We start from the raw sequence: 16,479 nt of genomic DNA, 5'->3' as shown, positions 1-16,479 counted from the left end.
AGGTTGAGGACATGCTAGATGACAATCCCGGGTTTGATGCAGAACCTGCCGCTCAACATTTCGCAGATATTGCGCTTTGCAGCGACAGCGCACGGCGATCGCGAGATCGTATCGAAGGACTGCGACGGCAAGCTCTTTCGTTACGATTATGCGGGTGCGCTCTCGCGAGCGGCGGCGGGGGCCGAGTGGCTCATGAGCCTCGGCCTCGAACCGGGGGACCGGATCAGCTCGCTCGCTTGGAATACGCACCGGCATTTCGAACTGTTTTTTGCTGCGCCCGGGAAGGGGCTTGTTCTCCACACCGCCAATCCGAGGCTCCCGGACGAACATATCGCATTTACGATCAACCATGCCGAAAGCCGGGTGCTTCTCTATGACGCCAATCTGCACGAGATCGTCGAGCGGCTGAAACCCGCGCTCCATACGATCGAGCATTTCGTGATGCTGACCGGGGATGACTATGATCGGCGCATCGCTGAATTTTCCGGGACAACCCTTTGGCCCGACCTCGAGGAGAACAGCGGGGCCTTTCTCTGCTACACATCGGGCACCACCGGCGATCCGAAGGGCGTGCTCTACTCGCACCGCTCGGTGGTGCTGCACGCGCTTGTCGCCGGTCTGTCGGGCGCGCTCGGTTTCTCTGCCTTCGACGTGATCTTGCCGTGCCAGTCGCTCTATCACGCGACGGCCTGGGGCCTCCCATTCGCGGGAGCGATTAACGGAGCGAAGTTCGTATTTCCGTGCGACAAATTCGACGGAGCGAGCCTGCAAGAGCTGATCAAGTCCGAGGGCGTCACCTTCTCGGGCGGCGTGCCGACAATCTGGACCATGTATCTCGATCACCTCGCCCGCACGGGCGAGGACACGGGGACGCTCGAGCGTGTCGTGATTGGCGGGTCGGCCGTGCCGCGCGCGATGGCGGAGACGTTCGAGACCCAATATGGCGTCAAGGTTCGCCAGATCTGGGGCATGACCGAGATGTCGCCGCTCGGCGTGCTCGCAACGCCGACGCCCAAGGTTGCAGCGCTAGGCCATGATGAAATGAACGACATCATCTGGACGCGGCAAGGCCGGCTCCAGTTCGGCGTCGAGCTCAAGATTGTCGACGATGATGGTCAGGACTTGCCGCACGACGGTGTCGCGGCAGGCAACGTGCTCGTCCGTGGGCCTTGGGTTCTGGAACGGTATTACCGGCAGTCGGTCAGTGCGCTCGACGCCGACGGATGGTTCGATACCGGCGACATCGCCACTGTAGATGCGAATGGCTTTATGCGCATCACCGACCGGAAGAAGGACGTCATCAAATCGGGCGGCGAATGGATCAGTTCGATTGACATCGAAAATGTCGCCGTCGCTTGCCCCGGCGTCAAAATCGCGGCCGTTGTCGGCGTGTTTCATCCCAAGTGGGAGGAACGGCCGCTCCTCGTCATCGAGCGCATGCCCGAATCCGTCTTGGATGAGGAGGCTGTTCGGGCCTGGCTCGAGCCCAGGCTTGTGCGCTGGTGGCTGCCCGACCGGGTCATTTTCGACGACATTCCGCTCACCGCTACGGGCAAAATCGACAAGAAGGCTTTGCGCGGACGTTACGCGGATTGTCTTTCGGTCGCTCCGCTATCAGCAGCCTAGGCGCGTCCGAGGTCGCCGTCGCACGTGTCGCGCCGCCCTATGACGAACGAACATCCGGTATTGGCGAAAGAACCGAGCATGCCCCGCGGTCTGAAACGATCGATTGTTGGAGCGGCGTTGTTACTCGCGCTGGGCGCGACGGCGGTCCTTGGGATCATGATGTATCAAGGCCATCGCAAGCCGGTCGGAAACCCTGAATATGTCGCCTTGGGAAGTTCGTTCGCCGCGGAACTCGGTCTGGGCGAGTTGGCGCCGGGCGCTCCGTTAGCATGCCAGCGGAGTGTCAACGGCTATCCCCAACAGCTTGCGCGGTCTGCCGGTCTATCGCTCGTCGACATGAGCTGTTCGGGCGCGACCGTCAAACATCTGGTGGGTGGCGGACAGTTTTTCCAAGGCCCGCAGATCGCGCCGATCAACGCAAACACCCGGCTGGTAACCCTCACCGTCGGCGGAAACGACATTGGCTACATCGGAAGTCTCGTCTCGGCCGGCTACCGCAATCGCGGCGGTATCATGCGCTGGCTCACAGCCATGTCGGGTGGCGAAACATACCCCGAGCAACAAGATTTCATTGCCGTGCAAAACGAAATCGTGGCGACCATTGCGGCGATACGCCGGCGGTCGCCCAAAGCGCTGGTAGTTGTGGTCACCTATCCACCGGTTTTGCCTGAAAATGGCACGTGCGACGCACTGCACCTCACGCAGCAGCAAGTCAGGTCGTCGCTCGGAGTGGCCGCGAGATTGGCAGAAGCGACGAGGAAAACCGCTCACCAGAGCGGCGCAGTGTTGGTTGACATGGCGACGATCGGAAGCGGCCATGATGCATGCTCAGCGCAACCTTGGACCTACGATCTCGCCCCGCCGGAAGGCGCATCCTTTCATCCGACCAGGGCTGGAGCAGCGGCGACGGCGGAGCAGATAGAGCATATACTGACATCGCGTATGTAGTCAGGACAGTGCGCCGCAAGAGCGTCGTTCAACCGCTAGATGCCGACTAATTCCTGTCCGAAAAAGCGTTTTGCGGATGTCGGTTACACAGGACCGCTTGCATTATTCATTGCCATCATTTGTCGATGTTGTGCGTCAGCTAAGCCAAGCTTCCTCTTCAAAGCAGACCGTCTCCTTCCGGCCACTAGCAGTCGCACGCTCGTGGCTTTCGCGAATCCCGATACATCTCTACGGCACACGCATGGCTACAAGATCAACAACGGCAGAACGTGTCGAGGCGCTGGTCCGGCGCATGGACGGAACGCCACTCTGCGACGAATGCATCGCGGATCGGCTCGATCTCTCGTCCGTTGCGCAGGCCGGCACCGCAACGCAGGCTGCCGGCGGTGCTCGCGGCTTCGAATTGTCGAAAGCCCCATGCGGCCTGTGCGGCGAACCGCGACACGTCATTCGCTCCAAGAGTTGAACGCCGGGCAGTTGCCGCTGCCGGATCGAGCGCGGCTCGATTGGGCGTGCTCTGGCGCCGGCACGCGGCGCCAGGGGCCGCGCGATGTTCTGGCCGCGCAGCGCACTTGGCTCGCCATCCTTGCCGGGCGGCGGCTGGCCCCCAAGCCCGCGCGCACGCCGCCCGGCGGCGGGCTCGCCAAGAGCGCGTTTCTTGTGGGCGCTTCGCGCCATCCTTTGGCGCTTGGGTCGGTTTGGGCGTTTGAATCGGTCGATCCTCAGCGTTAGGGCGGGTTGATGTTCGCTCTGTTCCTGCTCGCCTCGGTCGTTCCGTCCGGCCAGTCCTTCACATGTACTCCGCTCGCAGTGTGGGACGGCGACGGGCCGATCTGGTGCGCCGAAGGGCCGCATGTCCGTCTCTCGGGCGTCGCGGCGCGCGAGATGGATGGCAGCTGCAGCGCAGGCCATCCCTGTCCCGATGCCGACCCCATAGCGGCGCGCGATCATCTCGCCCGTCTGCTGGGGGAGCCGCAGGGGCGGAACCGGACGGGCCATATTCTTGTTCGCGGGCCGGCCATGCGCTGTGTGTCGCGCGGCGGGGCCGGCGGCACCCGTACCGCCGCCTTCTGCACGTCGCCCCGCTCGGGCGATGTCTCCTGCGCGATGGTCCGCAGCGGTCTCACGGCGCAGTGGGCCAAATATTGGGGCTCGCATCGCTGCGACTGATCGAACGGAATCGGGAGCGGTAGTTGGGAGTGGCCCGCCAATTCTGTCGGTGCCCGTCCCTCGATGGCCGTGAGGGCATTTGTCTCCGTCGCTCGAGGCCTGTCCCTTCCTGTCGCCCTTCTGCGGGCCCGGCTCGCCTCTGGCCGTCAACCCCATGCGGGGTTCGCCCTCGCGTGCCGCTCGGTGACGGCAGCTCGCGGTCCCTTCTTCCGGCGCCATCGGGAAAGTCCCCGAGCAACCGAAGGAGAAAGTTCATGCCCACCATCGCCAATCTCCACGTCAAGGCCGACGGCAGCTTTGAAGGTACGCTGGCCACCCTCAACGTCACCGCGCCGATCGCGATCGTGCCGAATGGCCGCAAGATCAAGGAAAACGAGCCTGATTATCGCATCCTCAGCCGCAAGAACGGATTCGAACTGGGCGCCGGTTGGAAGCGCTTCTCGCAGAGCAACGGCGCCGAATATGTGTCGGTGACGATGTCGGCCCCCGAATTCGGGACCATCTACGGCAATGTCGCCAACGCCCCTGGCGACGACCCGATGAAAAAGGTCATCATCTGGAACCCGCCGGCCTGACGGGATCCCCGGCTCCGCCTTCGGGCGGAGCCGATCGCTGCAAGACATCGAAGGGCGGTCCGACGGGCCGTCCTTTTTGTGCTGCCATAAGGCGGGGGGTACCGGGCTTCCTTCCCGTGGATTCGTTCCTGCGCTTTTCGTTCCGGTCGGTTGGAACAGGACGGACGGTGCGCCGCGCTATGGCGCCATTGGAAGCTCGGTGGGGCCGGGACGGGGCCGTGCGGCTGGGGCGGGGAAGGCGTGGGGCTCTGCCGCATGGGAGCGGGCCATTCCCGCTCTCGATTGCCGCTGATCCCTTGGCCGAGGCCAGGCCTCCTTCAATCAACCCGCTTCGGGGTCCCCACGCTTCGCTCGGGCCGCGGCTGCGCTCGCGGTGATTGCGGCCTGTCCCCGTCCGGCGGGGCGCCTGTCGAGCGGGAATGGCCCGCTCCCAAGGACAGGAGTTGATCCCATGCCGCTTACCACCGCCCAATCGCTCGGCTGGAACCTCGCCCGGACGATGATGACCGTAATCATCCTCGTCGAGACCGGCGCCGGCTATTCGGTCATGCCGCTCGACGAGTTCGACGGCGACCCCGAAACGATCGTCTGCGAATATGACCCGTTCGCCCGCTAACCTCCGGGGATTACGTCCAACTTGGTTCCGGTTCGGGTTCAACCCCGAGCCGGCCTTTGCTATGTCCTTATTGCAGGTTGCGCTGAGGAGGTGGTGGCGGGCGCGTCCGGATGGAGGACGGTCATGACTCTGATGCTGATCCTGGGCGGCGTAGCCATAGTCTACGCCCTGCTCCTGCTCCTTCGCTGTGCGAAATACGCGTTGCCGCTCTTTACCGGCCTCGCGCTTGCCTTCTATCTGCGCGATCATGGCTTTGGCTGAATGACGATATTGGCCGCGGGATTGCTGGCGGGATTTTCGGTCCATGCGTTCGGTCGGTACGTCGCTGGCAGTAGTGCGCCCTTCGCTGTTCGCTTCTGCGTCGTCTTGCTGTTCGCCGGCACGGCCGCGGCTGCAGGATATCAGGCGGGCGGCGCGCTTGCGGAGCTGGCCGACCTCGAGCCATGGGCTGATCGCGGCATTTCCGTCCTTGTCGCCATCCTCACCGGGCTCGCCAGTTGGCGCGATCTGGTGCTGCCGGGGAATGGCATCGCGCGAGCGGAGTTGCAGGCCTAGGTCTTCATTGCCCTTCGCTATCGCCGACTTGCTTGTCGACCGGGCGACACATCCCTCCGCCGAGCCGCATCATCACGGCCTCTCGAAATGCGCCATCTGTCGGCGGGCCGCTTCGCTGATCCGGCCTCGCGCAACCGCGCCGGTCGCGACTTTCTTCCCCCGGCGTGCCGCCGTTCCTCGCGAAACAAGAAAGACGCGCCGGCGCGGTCCTCCGCTTCGCTGCGGGCCTGCGGCTGCCCGCCCGGCCCCCCGCCGACGGTCGATGCGCATCGAGGCCGCGATGGTGCGGCCCGAGCCAAGGAAGGAATGCATCATGGCCAGGATCGGCACGTTCAAGAAAGTCTCCGGCGAATATCGGGGTCAGATCACCACCCTCTCGGTGCAGGCGAAATCGGTTCGCATCACGCCCGAGAAAGACCCCAGCGGCAATGCTCCGAGCCACCGTGTCTTCATCGGCGATGTCGAGGTCGGTGCGGCCTGGGAGAAGCTGACGCAGGATCAGCGCCCCTACCTCTCGGTCAAGCTCGACGATCCGAGCTTCACCGCGCCGATCTTCGCACAGCTCTTCGCGGGCGAAGATGGCGAGCACGACCTCGTCTGGAGCCGCCAGACGCGGCGCGGCGACTGAGCCGCAGGACCCGCCCGGCGCCGCCGGGCGGGATACCCATTTATGGGGATGGGGATTCCCGCCTCTTGGAATTGGCGGTCGTGGCTCGCTCGCCAATTCTGCTGCCTCGGACGGAGGCGGTCATGGCGCGGAAAGGGAGGCAAGACGATGACCGGCGGCCGCGCCTCGACTTTCCCGGCTACGCGCAGGAATTTCTGCGTCGCAGCCCGGATTATCGCCGCGACTATGAGAGCGTGATGACGGACCCTGACGCGGGTCCGGCGTTGCAGGAGGTGATGGCCCGGCGATGGGCCCTCTGCTTTCCCGGTCGACCCGCGCCTGCCGGCGCTCGAGGCACCGGCCTTTTGGGAGGCGGCCGCCTGTCCCTATGTCGTCATCGTCGATGCCGCGCATTCCGCCCTCCCAGATGCGCCGGTCTTCGGCTGCGGACTGGGTTCGTGCATCGTCGAGCGGCGTGTCGCTCACCGGGCCGCGGCGGGCGGGCGCCATTACATTCTCGCGCATGAGGGCGCGCTTCACCGGATCTGGCTGCGCGGCGATCCGGAACGCGCTTCTTTCGCCGCCGTCATCCCGCTCGATGGCATGACCGGGACGCGGCTCCGAGCGGTTCAGGATCTCGATCGATGGCTGCGCGGGGCGGCTCCTTCACCCTCCGCAGCGTCGCCGACTTTCTACCAGGCGCAGCGGCTCGACCTGCTGCTCGCGATACTCGACCTCCGCGAAGGCGCCCGCGTCACGAGCCATGAGGTCGCCTGCCGCCTCGTCTATCCGCGCATGACCATCGGCCGCGGCGCGGCCTGGAAAGCCTCGCCCGAACGGCGGCGGACCCAGCGCCTGATCCGCGAAGCCGAGTCGCTGGCCGCCGGCGGCTACCGCGCGCTGCTCGCGGGTATGCCGGGGCGACAAAAGTAACGTCGGAATTGAGCCGCTCCCCTGTGCGTCCTGCGCCGCGCCATGACGCGACATCGCCCGCCGACCCGCTCTCGAAGGTCCGGCGGCTGGAAGGAGCACCCCATGACGACCGGTCACCCTCCACGCTTTCTCACCACGCCCGAGGCGGCAAGGCGCGTCGGCCTTTCGCACCGGACGCTCGAGAAGCATCGCGTCTATGGAACGGGGCCAGTCTATCGCAAGCTCGGGGGCCGCGTCGTCTACGCGATCGACGAACTCGACGCCTGGGTCGAGCTCGGCCGCCGCACCTCGACGTCCGATCCCGGCAGCGGCATCGTGCGTCCCGCGCGGCGAGAGCCGCGCTGATGCGCCGCATCGATTTCGATGCGGCGCTCGGGTCGCCGGGGCTTTCGCCGCGCAGCGGTCGCGCGATTGCGGCGCCGCCGCAGGGTGCGTCGACCGAGGTCGAACTGACTTGGATCGAAGGCCGGCACGAACAATGGATCCGCTTCGGCCGCGTTGCTGCCGAGCGCATCCTGAGCCGCCGGACACGCGTCGCGGCCTTCCGTCCCGGCGCGGTCTTCGCTTTCGTCCGCTGGACGTCGAACGACTTCGGCACCATCCATTCGAACATCGCCATCGCCCTCGCCGTCGCGCCGGGCGAGTCCCATTCGACGCTGCCGTTCGTCAGACCCGGCGCCGAGATACTGGCGCGGATCGACGGCTGGCCGAAGGTCCAGAAGGCGCTCGAGGCGATCGATGCGGTCGAGGCCGTCGGCATCGACGCCTGCGATGCGGCGCCCGACCATTGGCGCCACATCGGCAACCGGATTGCAGCCGGCCTGCCGTTCCGGCCCTATTCGCTCGAACGCCACACGGCGTGGCTTCGCCGCCGGGCGGTCGGATCATGAACCGCCGGATCCTGTCCTTCACGGTAGCGACCGTCTCGCTTTTCGGCACGCTCTTCGTCGCGGTCGAATGGGCGAAGCCCGCGCCGCGCCTGCTCTGGAATGCGAGCGCCAGCGCGCCGATCGGCCTTTACCGGATCGACGCGGATGCCGCGCCGCGGGTCGGCGACCTCGTCGTCATCGACCCGCCGCCGGCGCTCGCTGGCTTCCTATCCGCGCGCGGCTATCTGCCGCGCGGCGTGCCGCTCCTGAAGCGCGTCGCCGCGATTCCCGGCGCGCTCGTCTGCCGTTCGGGTACCTTCGTCACCGTCGACGGAGCGGGGGCTGCCCGCGCGTTGGCGCGCGACCGGGCGAACCGCTCGCTGCCGGTCTGGACCGGCTGCCGGACCGTCGGGCGCGGCGAGATCTTTCTCCTCAACGCGGCACCCGACAGCCTCGACGGCCGCTATTTCGGGCCGCTGCCCGCTGCCGGGCTGATCGGCACCGCGCATCCGCTTTTCACCCGCTCGAAAGCTGCCGCGCCGCTTCGCAGGCGCGGTGGAGACACCTCTGACGATTCTGCCAACGGCAAAAGGGAGCGCGAAAAATGATCATCGGAACGCTGACCGGAAGCGCTTCGCACGGGTTCTCGGGGATGATCGAGACCGTCGCCTACCAAGCTCATATCACCCTTGAGAGCCTGCCCGACTTCGGCGGCGAAGACGATCCCGATTGGCGCATCCTGGTCGGCAATCCGGCCAACGAAGCCGAAATTGGCGCGGGTTGGAACCGCACTCTCGCGGGCCATCCCTACATCGAGATCATGATCGACGACCCGGGCCTCCCGGCTCCGCTCTACGCTCATCTGACCCAGAGACTTCCCGATAAGCGCAAATATTCGATCCGGTGGATCCGCGGCGATGACGGCGAGTGAGCGCATGCGCCGCCTGCGCGGCAATCGACCCGCATGGCATTGCGCTGCGCTTGTCGGCGCCTTCGTCGTGCAGCCCTTATGCACGCCGGCTGTCGCCGCGGTGCAGCCGGGCGAGCATCCCTATGCCGCGCCGGTCGCCGAAGCGGCGCAGCGTTTCGCCATTCCCGAACTCTGGATCTGGCGCGTGATGCACGCCGAAAGCCGGGGCAGGGCGGGCGCGGTTTCGCATGCGGGAGCGATGGGGCTGATGCAGATCATGCCCGGAACCTGGGCGTCGCTGACCGCCCGCCACCGGCTCGGCCCGGACCCCTTCGACCCCCGCGCGAACATCCTTGCGGGTGCGGCCTATCTGCGCGCGATGTGGGACCGCTATGGCGACATCGCGCTGATGCTCGCCGCCTATAATGCAGGACCTGGGCGCGCCGATGCCTATGCATCGGGCCGCCGCGGCTTGCCCGCCGAAACCGTCGCCTATGTCGCGAAGATCGCCCCCGAACTACATGGCGCCGACAGCGTCAACGGCGTTAGAAATGCCGCCGCGGCGCCAAGGCCTTCGCATGGCTGGCGGGATGCGGCGATCTTCGCCGGGCGCCGCGACGACCTCGAGGGTGCGCATTCCGCATCGGCGCCCGAAGCCGCCGCGCCGTCTTCCGCGCCGGCTGCGTCGCTCTTCATTTCGCTCTCCACCGCGCGGGACCGCTGATGTCTCGCCGGTGGATCAGCCTTGCTGGATGCCGCGGTTCGGGAGCAGCAGGATCTTGCTGGAAGGGAAATGGGGGATCGCAAGATAAAAGCCGTGCCAGCTTCGGGCACTCCATGGTCGGTTTTCTGCGGGTTTGCGCGTATGGCTCTGCCGAAATCTGCCATATCATCGCGTTGAACGCGCCGTTTTCTCCCAACTTTTCGTATGGCACCGCCCCCGATGCGCGGTGACGACCATGATTTCCGCATCAGGCCGGGACGGAGCCGCGATCGCGGGGCAGGGTCGGCAGGCAAGGGCAAGCGGCTCGCTACACAGGTGCGCAAAGCAGCCTCGCGGTCGGGCTACACCCGCTCGCGGCCTGGCCGCGGCGCTGGCGGCGGGACCGGCACGCATGGACGGGGCCGGCGGGCCATGGCGGCGATGCGCCGTCAGCCTGGCGCCCGGCGCGTCACGGTCATGGCGCGCGTCGTCCGCCACCAAGGCGCGCGGTTTCGCGCCGCGCCGCTGGCGCGTCATATCTCCTATCTCGAGCGGGAAGGCGTCACCCGCGACGGACGCGACGCCATCATGTTCGATGCCGATGGCGATGCCGCCGACCGCGACGCGTTCGCCGCGCGCTGCGAGGAGGACCGGCATCATTTCCGGCTGATCGTCAGCCCCGAGGACGCGGCCGATCTCGATGACCTTCGAACCTTCACCCGAGATCTTCTGACCGACATGCAAAGAGATCTGGATACGCGCCTCGACTGGGTCGCGGTCGACCATTGGAATACCGACAATCCGCACGTCCATATTCTCGTGCGCGGCATTGCCGACGACGGCTCCGATCTCGTCATCGACCGCGGCTATATCGCTGCGGGGATCCGCGGCCGCGCCGAGACCTTTGTGACGCTCGAGCTCGGTCCGCGGAGCGAGCATGAAATTCATACTTCGCTCACGCGCGAGGTCGATGCCGAACGCTGGACGAGCCTCGATGCCCGGCTGCAGCGGATGGCAGACGAGATGGGCGGGGCGATCGATCTGCGGCCCGCGCCTGGCGACGATCGGCGCATGCATGGCCTACTCGTTGGCCGCGCCGCGAAGCTCGAGGCGATGGGGCTCGCCGAGCGAAGGGGCGCCGGGCTCTGGATGATGGACGCGGGCGCCGAACAGGCGCTGCGCGAGGTCGCGGCGCGCGGCGATATCATCAAGACCATGCATCGGGCGCTCACCCGCGATGGAGGACGCTTCGATCCCGCTGCGCTCGCGCTCCACGACGGGGCGCCCGGCGGTCCGATCATCGGCCGACTGGTCGAGCGCGGCCTCCATGACGAGCTCGCGGGCAGCGCCTATGCGATCGTCGACGGCGCCGACGGGCGCACCCACCACATCCGCTTCGGCGACATGGAGATGACCGGCGACGCGCGGCCCGGCGCGATCGTCGAACTGCGCCGGTGGGAGGACGGCAAGGGGCGTGATCAGATATCGCTGGCGACCCGCTCCGACCTGCCGCTTGCTTCGCAGGTGGTCGCGCCCGGCGCGACCTGGCTCGACCGCCAACTCGTCGCCCGCGAACCCGTCGCATGCGGCAATGGCTTCGGTCTCGAAATTCGCCAGGCGATGGACGAACGCGCGCGCCATCTTGTGAGCGAGGGACTGGCCTCGCGCGCCGGCGATCGGCTGACCCTGCCGCCGGGGCTGATCGACAAGTTAGCCTCGCGTGAGCTGGAGGCCGCCACCGCCGCGATCGCCGAGCGGACCGGCCTTGCCGCGAAACCCTCGGCTGCCGGGGAGTATGTGAGCGGCATCTACCGCGAACGCGTCACCCTCGCATCGGGGCGCTTCGCGATGATCGACGACGGGCTCGGCTTCCAGCTCGTTCCCTGGCGCCCCGCGCTCGACCGCCACCTCGGCCAGCATATCACCGGCACCATGTCGCCCGGCGGCACGGTCGACTGGGCGCTGGGCCGGGGCATCGGCATCTAGAAGGACAGCTTCCGCATGAACGACAAGATACTCTGGGGCCAGATAGCCGCCGTCGGCGCGATCGTGATCCTCGCGGTCTGGGCGGCAACCCAGTGGACTGCCGCCGCGCTCGGATTTCAGCCGGCGCTCGGCGCGCCCTGGTTTCGTCTTGGTGACTATCCGGTCTATCCCCCGCCCGCCTTCTTCTGGTGGTGGTTTGCCTATGATGCCTATGCGCCGCCGATCTTCTACCGCGGCGCCATGATCGCGGCGTCGGGTGGCTTCATCTCGATCATCGTTGCGATCGCGATGTCGGTGTGGCGCGCCCGCGAGCGGCAGCGCGCTGAAACCTATGGCTCGGCGCGCTGGGCCGAGGCTGGCGATATCCGCCGCGCCGGCATGCTCGGCGAGGCCGGGGTCATCTTGGGGCGCTTTGGCCGGACCTATCTTCGCCATGACGGCGCCGAACATATCCTCTGCTTCGCGCCGACGCGGTCGGGCAAGGGCGTGGGCCTTGTCGTGCCGACACTGCTCACCTGGCCGGGCAGTTGCATCGTGCACGACATCAAGGGCGAGAACTGGCAGCTGACATCGGGGTTCCGGGCGCAGCATGGGCGCGTCCTGCTGTTCGATCCCACCAATATCGCATCGGCCGCCTATAATCCGCTCCTCGAGGTGCGGCGCGGAGAATGGGAAGTGCGCGACGTGCAGAATGTCGCCGACGTGCTTGTCGATCCGGAAGGAAGCCTCGAGAAGCGAAACCACTGGGAGAAGACAAGCCACTCGCTTCTCGTCGGCGCGATCCTGCACGTCCTTTATGCTGAAGAGGACAAGTCGCTCGCGGGGGTTGCGGCTTTCCTGTCCGATCCGCGGCGCGGTATCGCCACGACCCTGCGCATCATGCAGACGACCGCACATCTCGGCGAAGGCGGGGTCCATCCCGTCGTTGCCGCAGCCGCGCAGGATCTGCTCAACAAGTCGGCCAATGAACGCTCGGGGGTGCTTTCGACCGCCATGTCCTTCCTCGGACTCTACCGCGATCCCGTCATCGCGGCGGTGACGCGGCGGTCGGACTGGCGCATCGCCGACCTTGTGGCAGGAGAGACGGCGACCTCGCTCTATCTCGTCGTGCCGCCGGGCGACATCAGCCGCACCAAGCCGCTCATTCGCCTGATCCTCAACCAGATCGGGCGGCGGCTCACCGAGGAACTCAATCCGCGGGCGCGGTCGCAGCGGCTGTTGCTCATGCTCGATGAATTTCCTGCACTGGGGCGGCTCGATTTCTTCGAGAGCGCGCTGGCGTTCATGGCTGGCTATGGGATCAAGGCGTTTCTGATCGCCCAGTCCTTGAATCAGATCGAAAAGGCCTACGGCCAGAACAACGCCATCCTCGACAATTGTCACGTCCGCGTCAGCTTCGCGACAAACGACGAGCGGACGGCCAAGCGGATCTCGGACGCGCTCGGCACCGCCACCGAAATGCGCGCAATGAAAAATTATGCCGGACACCGGCTCTCGCCCTGGCTTGGCCATCTGATGGTCTCGCGGACCGAAACCGCCCGCGCCCTGCTGACGCCCGGCGAAGTCATGCAGCTACCGCCCGATCAGGAAATCGTCATGGTCGCCGGCGTCGCGCCGATCCGGGCGAGCAAGGCTCGATATTATACCGACACACGGTTCATGGCGCGGATCCTGCCGCCGCCCGCGCCGCTAGACGTCGGCGAATGTCGTTCCGACGACTGGAGCGCCTTGGCCCCGCCTGTAACTCTGCCAAGCGAGACGATTGAAACCGTGAAGCACGAAGAGACCGTCGAGGAGGCGGAGGACGAAGAGGAAGGCACCGAGGCCAACAGCGGTATCCGGCAGGAGCCAGCGATACCCGACCATGAGAATATCGCTCCTGAGCCTGGCCAGGCAGTCAGCGAGTTCGACTTTGCGACTGAAGAGCGGGACGAAGACCCTGCTCGCGATCGGCAGGCGGTCGACCGGGCGATGCGCCGCGGTGCACGCCTCGCGTCGCAGGATCCGGACGACGGGATCGAACTATGAGGAAGTCGTCGGTCAAGCGGACCTTTCGGATCGATAGCGTGCTGGCGCGCCAGCTCGACGAGCGCGCAAGCAGCCGCCGCATCACGCGCACCGACATCGTCGAGGCGGCGCTCGCATCTCTGCTCACGCCCGATCATGAGGAGCGGCTTGAGGCCGTGCTGACGCGGCGGCTCGATCGGCTGTCGCGGCAACTCGACCGGCTAGAATGGCATGTCGAATTGTCGAACGAAGGCTTCGCGCTGTTCGTCCGCTCCTGGCTGATCAACAATCCCCCGCTCCCCGACGCGGCACTCCGGGCGGCGCAGGTGACCGGCAAGAAACGGTGGGAGGCCTTTGTCGATTCGCTGAGCCGCCGGATGGAGCTCGGGCCGAAGCTTGGCGACGAATTGTCCCGCGACGTGGACGGCGATCATTCGTCGCCCGCCGCGAAATAGGCCAGGAGGCGTTGCACGAGATCGGGGGCCAGCCGGATGAAATTGCGTCTTCCGTCGTGGCGATCCGGCTCCCGCGCCAACAGTCCCTCGTCGCAAAGGCGCTGCAGCAGCCTGAGGGCCGTCGTTCTCGGAAGGCCCGACGCGATACAAAGCGAGCTGGTCGATACTGATTTCGCCGCTGCCTCATGGATGAAGAGATCGATGAGCATATCCCAAGCCGGTTCGCCGAACAGGCCTTCTGCGCCGACAAGTTGTCGGCGCAGAAGGCGCCGCCGCCATACGCGCTGCGCGTTGGCGAGCGCCAACTCGGCATCGGGTGAGTTCCGCCAATCGGCAATTCTGTCGCGAAGTAGCGTGCCGGGCGAAGACGTCCGACCGGAGGCAGGTCGTCCCCGGAGGATCATCCGATGCCCTCGGAGCGCGACAATGATATGTTCCAGCACCTCGACGTCGAGCGCTTGTCCGATCGTAGCCAGGCGTTCAGTTGCCTCGATATCGCACCGGCTGGGCGCTGGGTCGCCACTAGGATGGTTATGTACGAGAATGATCGCGGCGGCGTCGAGTTCGATCGCTCGCCGAAATATCGTGCGGGGATAGATTGCGAGATGGCCGAGCGTTCCGCGCTGTAATTGTTCATCCGCGATGAGGCGATGCGACGGGTCAAGGAACAGCACGCGCAGCGCCTCATCGGGAAGCGCGCCCATCGATGCCCTGAGATAACGCAGCAATTTGGGATTGTCGGGGTCGATGCCGCGACCGCTCAGCTCTTCGCGCATGGCCTCCAATGTCGCGCACCGTGCGGCGACGAGCATCGCGCCGACCGGGCTGTCCTTGCCGAGCGTTCGCGCCAGCGCTTCGGGGGACTGGGCGAAAAGGCGTGCGAGTGTCCGATGTTCCGCGAGCAGTCGCTCGGCTAGGGACTCGCAATGCTCGGGATCGATGGCCGCGACGAGATCTGCCAGCATGGCTCGTTGGCGCCGCGCGCCAGCCGACGCTGGTGGCGCCAGGTTGCGAGGATGAGGATCGCCGGCACCGGCCAGGACGTCGCCACCTGCATCGCGAGATAGGCTGCCGGATGCAGCGCCACGTCGAGAATCCGGCTCGAGTGCGCAAGGAGCGGGACCATGTGCAAGACGGCGATGCACATGGGCCAGAAGCGATGCGCAAACAGCGCGAGCGTGACGGTGGATGCGGCTCCAAACAGGTCGATCGCGAGATGACCGGTGTCGAGTGAAGCGAAGGTCGGCGGAACGAACAGGTGGAGCAATTGATCCAAGCCCACCATCGTTGCTGCGATCGCCGCCATCGTCCGTTCCGGCCCGCCGCCCTTCCAGGCGGCATAGCCGACAGCAACAGCCAAGAAAGCGAGAAACAAGGCGATGCGCATGCCCTGAAACTTTCACGGCTGTCGCTCCCGGTCAACCGGCGTCAGGCTGCGGCCGCCCGCACGCTCGTTCCCGCCTCCGCGATCGACGGGCATTCATGGAGGTCATAACCCGCCGTCTCGCGCCCGATATCGGCGAGTTCGCCATGAACCCGCAGAATATCGCCGCTGACATCGACCAGCGCCATTTGCGCCTTCATCAATCGGCGGATCGTTGCCTGCCCTCTGGTCGCCGGCACCCCGGCGGTGTCGCGCCGCGCGGTGACGACGCTGGTCATCAGCGAAGACACTGCGATGAGTGCATCGTCGATCCTGACTTCGGCGGCGGGTACGTCGCGGATCAGACGGGCTGCCGTGATTGTAAGTGCTTGGGACATGACTTCTCCTCTGCCGGAAGCATCGCTCCGGCCTATTGGTGACAGACAGGATGAAAGGATCAGCCGGAAATCAGACGGGTGAGCGTTTCACCGATCGTCACCCCCGCCAGCGTCAGCAGGATCAATCCGGCGAACATCGCCGCCATGATCCAGACTTTGCTCGAACGCGCGTGATCGCGCCTCCAGAGACCCTTGAACGGCGGGTCGACCGCATTGGGATGCTTGGCGAGCGATGCATGATCGTTCAGCGCCAATGCGGCCGGCTCTCCGTCCGGGAAATCGGATGGCATCAGTCTGGCCTGCGGCGGTAGTATGATCGGATCCCATGGTATTCGGTCATAGGTCCGTTTGAGACGCGCATAGCGGACGGCCGCCTCGGCTCTACTGTCCGCTCCCAGAATATCGCGCGCGGTCGTGAGCCTGAGATCGACGGCCTGTTTCGAGATGTCGAGCCGCCGCGCAATCTGCTTTGAGGTCTGATGCTCAAGCACAAGATCGAGACAAGCGCGCTGCTTGTCCGTGAGCCGCGCCCAGCACAATTCATCCTCTGACGGCTGCGACCCCGAATCAGTCATTGTTACACTGTTGTCAAAATCGGGCGTTTCACAAGTTCCACCATGATTTTTATCCGTTCCGATGCGGATCGACCTACGCCACGGCCTGTCTTTCTACGAGACGGTACGACGGCGCGAAAACCTTGTTGAATTTGGGTTTTCTCTGCGTCTCTTACTCATCCCCGTCGAGCCGGGCATCATCGC

At 65.8% G+C, this 16,479-nt stretch carries 23 protein-coding genes; 18 read left to right on the top strand and 5 right to left on the bottom strand.

Annotation, left to right across the window (positions count from 1 at the left end; all coding sequences use genetic code 11):
* Positions 1-18 precede the first annotated feature (18 nt).
* Both ACO055_RS09930 and ACO055_RS09925 read left to right on the top strand, forming a co-directional pair.
* Positions 19-1,626, top strand: coding sequence for a long-chain fatty acid--CoA ligase (locus tag ACO055_RS09930; protein ID WP_422062372.1), 1,608 nt, complete (start codon positions 19-21; stop codon positions 1,624-1,626).
* Between the two features lie 39 nt (positions 1,627-1,665).
* Positions 1,666-2,574: an SGNH/GDSL hydrolase family protein gene (locus ACO055_RS09925; protein WP_084758128.1), complete on the top strand. Its 909-nt coding sequence runs from the start codon at positions 1,666-1,668 to the stop codon at positions 2,572-2,574.
* A gap of 253 nt (positions 2,575-2,827) precedes the next feature.
* Here ACO055_RS09925 and ACO055_RS09920 read toward each other — a convergent pair whose 3' ends face one another.
* Positions 2,828-3,019 (bottom strand): hypothetical protein, encoded by a 192-nt coding sequence (locus tag ACO055_RS09920; RefSeq protein WP_422062371.1) that lies wholly within the window; start codon positions 3,017-3,019, stop codon positions 2,828-2,830.
* 293 nt (positions 3,020-3,312) lie between these two features.
* On the opposite strand from ACO055_RS09920, the gene ACO055_RS09915 reads away from it, so the two are divergent.
* The 16 genes from ACO055_RS09915 to ACO055_RS09840 all read left to right on the top strand — a co-directional run bounded on the left by ACO055_RS09915 (position 3,313) and on the right by ACO055_RS09840 (position 13,960).
* On the top strand, positions 3,313-3,744 hold the full coding sequence (locus ACO055_RS09915; protein WP_054586767.1) for a hypothetical protein: 432 nt from the start codon (positions 3,313-3,315) through the stop codon (positions 3,742-3,744).
* Between the two features lie 254 nt (positions 3,745-3,998).
* Entirely contained in the window at positions 3,999-4,319 is a 321-nt protein-coding gene (locus ACO055_RS09910) for a DUF736 domain-containing protein (protein WP_054586768.1), read from the top strand.
* A gap of 451 nt (positions 4,320-4,770) precedes the next feature.
* Positions 4,771-4,935, top strand: a complete 165-nt coding sequence (locus ACO055_RS09905; protein WP_164499240.1) for a hypothetical protein — start codon at positions 4,771-4,773, stop codon at positions 4,933-4,935.
* Between the two features lie 123 nt (positions 4,936-5,058).
* Positions 5,059-5,196 (top strand): hypothetical protein, encoded by a 138-nt coding sequence (locus tag ACO055_RS09900; RefSeq protein ID WP_158213641.1) that lies wholly within the window; start codon positions 5,059-5,061, stop codon positions 5,194-5,196.
* A complete protein-coding gene (locus tag ACO055_RS09895) occupies positions 5,197-5,490 on the top strand; it encodes a hypothetical protein (RefSeq protein ID WP_054586769.1) in 294 nt (97 codons plus the stop codon).
* Positions 5,491-5,803: 313 nt separating this feature from the next.
* A complete protein-coding gene (locus tag ACO055_RS09890; protein WP_054590053.1) occupies positions 5,804-6,118 on the top strand; it encodes a DUF736 domain-containing protein in 315 nt (104 codons plus the stop codon).
* A 122-nt stretch (positions 6,119-6,240) separates the two neighbouring features.
* Positions 6,241-6,624: a transcriptional regulator domain-containing protein gene (locus tag ACO055_RS09885; protein ID WP_419722551.1), complete on the top strand. Its 384-nt coding sequence runs from the start codon at positions 6,241-6,243 to the stop codon at positions 6,622-6,624.
* Between the two features lie 76 nt (positions 6,625-6,700).
* Positions 6,701-7,030, top strand: coding sequence for a DNA -binding domain-containing protein (locus ACO055_RS09880; RefSeq protein WP_054590054.1), 330 nt, complete (start codon positions 6,701-6,703; stop codon positions 7,028-7,030).
* A gap of 102 nt (positions 7,031-7,132) precedes the next feature.
* Positions 7,133-7,375, top strand: a complete 243-nt coding sequence (locus ACO055_RS09875) for a helix-turn-helix transcriptional regulator (protein WP_054586770.1) — start codon at positions 7,133-7,135, stop codon at positions 7,373-7,375.
* The gene (locus tag ACO055_RS09870) at positions 7,375-7,920 is read left to right on the top strand and encodes a DUF2840 domain-containing protein (RefSeq protein WP_054586771.1); all 546 of its coding nucleotides are present in this window, start codon (positions 7,375-7,377) and stop codon (positions 7,918-7,920) included. Before ACO055_RS09875 ends, ACO055_RS09870 begins: the two co-directional genes overlap by 1 nt.
* Positions 7,917-8,507, top strand: coding sequence for a S26 family signal peptidase (locus tag ACO055_RS09865; RefSeq protein ID WP_054586772.1), 591 nt, complete (start codon positions 7,917-7,919; stop codon positions 8,505-8,507). Before ACO055_RS09870 ends, ACO055_RS09865 begins: the two co-directional genes overlap by 4 nt.
* Positions 8,504-8,830 carry a DUF736 domain-containing protein gene (locus ACO055_RS09860; protein ID WP_054586773.1) on the top strand — a complete coding sequence of 109 codons (327 nt, stop codon included), beginning with the start codon at positions 8,504-8,506 and terminating at the stop codon, positions 8,828-8,830. Before ACO055_RS09865 ends, ACO055_RS09860 begins: the two co-directional genes overlap by 4 nt.
* Positions 8,817-9,533, top strand: coding sequence for a lytic transglycosylase domain-containing protein (locus tag ACO055_RS09855; protein WP_422062370.1), 717 nt, complete (start codon positions 8,817-8,819; stop codon positions 9,531-9,533). The genes ACO055_RS09860 and ACO055_RS09855 overlap by 14 nt, the downstream gene beginning before the upstream one ends.
* A 219-nt stretch (positions 9,534-9,752) precedes the next feature.
* Complete coding sequence (locus tag ACO055_RS09850; RefSeq protein ID WP_422062449.1) at positions 9,753-11,498, top strand: relaxase/mobilization nuclease domain-containing protein; 1,746 nt, start codon at positions 9,753-9,755, stop codon at positions 11,496-11,498.
* Between the two features lie 15 nt (positions 11,499-11,513).
* Positions 11,514-13,526, top strand: a complete 2,013-nt coding sequence (locus ACO055_RS09845; RefSeq protein ID WP_422062369.1) for a conjugal transfer protein TraG — start codon at positions 11,514-11,516, stop codon at positions 13,524-13,526.
* Complete coding sequence (locus ACO055_RS09840) at positions 13,523-13,960, top strand: hypothetical protein (RefSeq protein ID WP_037557578.1); 438 nt, start codon at positions 13,523-13,525, stop codon at positions 13,958-13,960. The genes ACO055_RS09845 and ACO055_RS09840 overlap by 4 nt, the downstream gene beginning before the upstream one ends.
* On the opposite strand, the gene ACO055_RS09835 is transcribed toward ACO055_RS09840, so the two are convergent.
* The 4 genes from ACO055_RS09835 to ACO055_RS09820 all read right to left on the bottom strand — a co-directional run bounded on the left by ACO055_RS09835 (position 13,936) and on the right by ACO055_RS09820 (position 16,296).
* Positions 13,936-14,772 carry a JAB domain-containing protein gene (locus ACO055_RS09835; protein ID WP_422062368.1) on the bottom strand — a complete coding sequence of 279 codons (837 nt, stop codon included), beginning with the start codon at positions 14,770-14,772 and terminating at the stop codon, positions 13,936-13,938. The two genes, ACO055_RS09840 and ACO055_RS09835, sit on opposite strands and share 25 nt — an antisense overlap.
* 101 nt (positions 14,773-14,873) lie before the next feature.
* The gene (locus tag ACO055_RS09830) at positions 14,874-15,347 is read right to left on the bottom strand and encodes a hypothetical protein (protein ID WP_037557579.1); all 474 of its coding nucleotides are present in this window, start codon (positions 15,345-15,347) and stop codon (positions 14,874-14,876) included.
* Positions 15,348-15,388: 41 nt separating this feature from the next.
* Positions 15,389-15,721 carry a hypothetical protein gene (locus tag ACO055_RS09825; protein ID WP_037557580.1) on the bottom strand — a complete coding sequence of 111 codons (333 nt, stop codon included), beginning with the start codon at positions 15,719-15,721 and terminating at the stop codon, positions 15,389-15,391.
* Between the two features lie 59 nt (positions 15,722-15,780).
* A complete protein-coding gene (locus ACO055_RS09820; RefSeq protein WP_105998659.1) occupies positions 15,781-16,296 on the bottom strand; it encodes a helix-turn-helix transcriptional regulator in 516 nt (171 codons plus the stop codon).
* Between the last annotated feature and the right edge of the window lie 183 nt (positions 16,297-16,479).

It is taken from the genome of Sphingopyxis sp., from assembly GCF_965227415.1.
Classification (GTDB): domain Bacteria; phylum Pseudomonadota; class Alphaproteobacteria; order Sphingomonadales; family Sphingomonadaceae; genus Sphingopyxis.
This window is presented reverse-complemented; position numbering and strand designations above follow the sequence as displayed.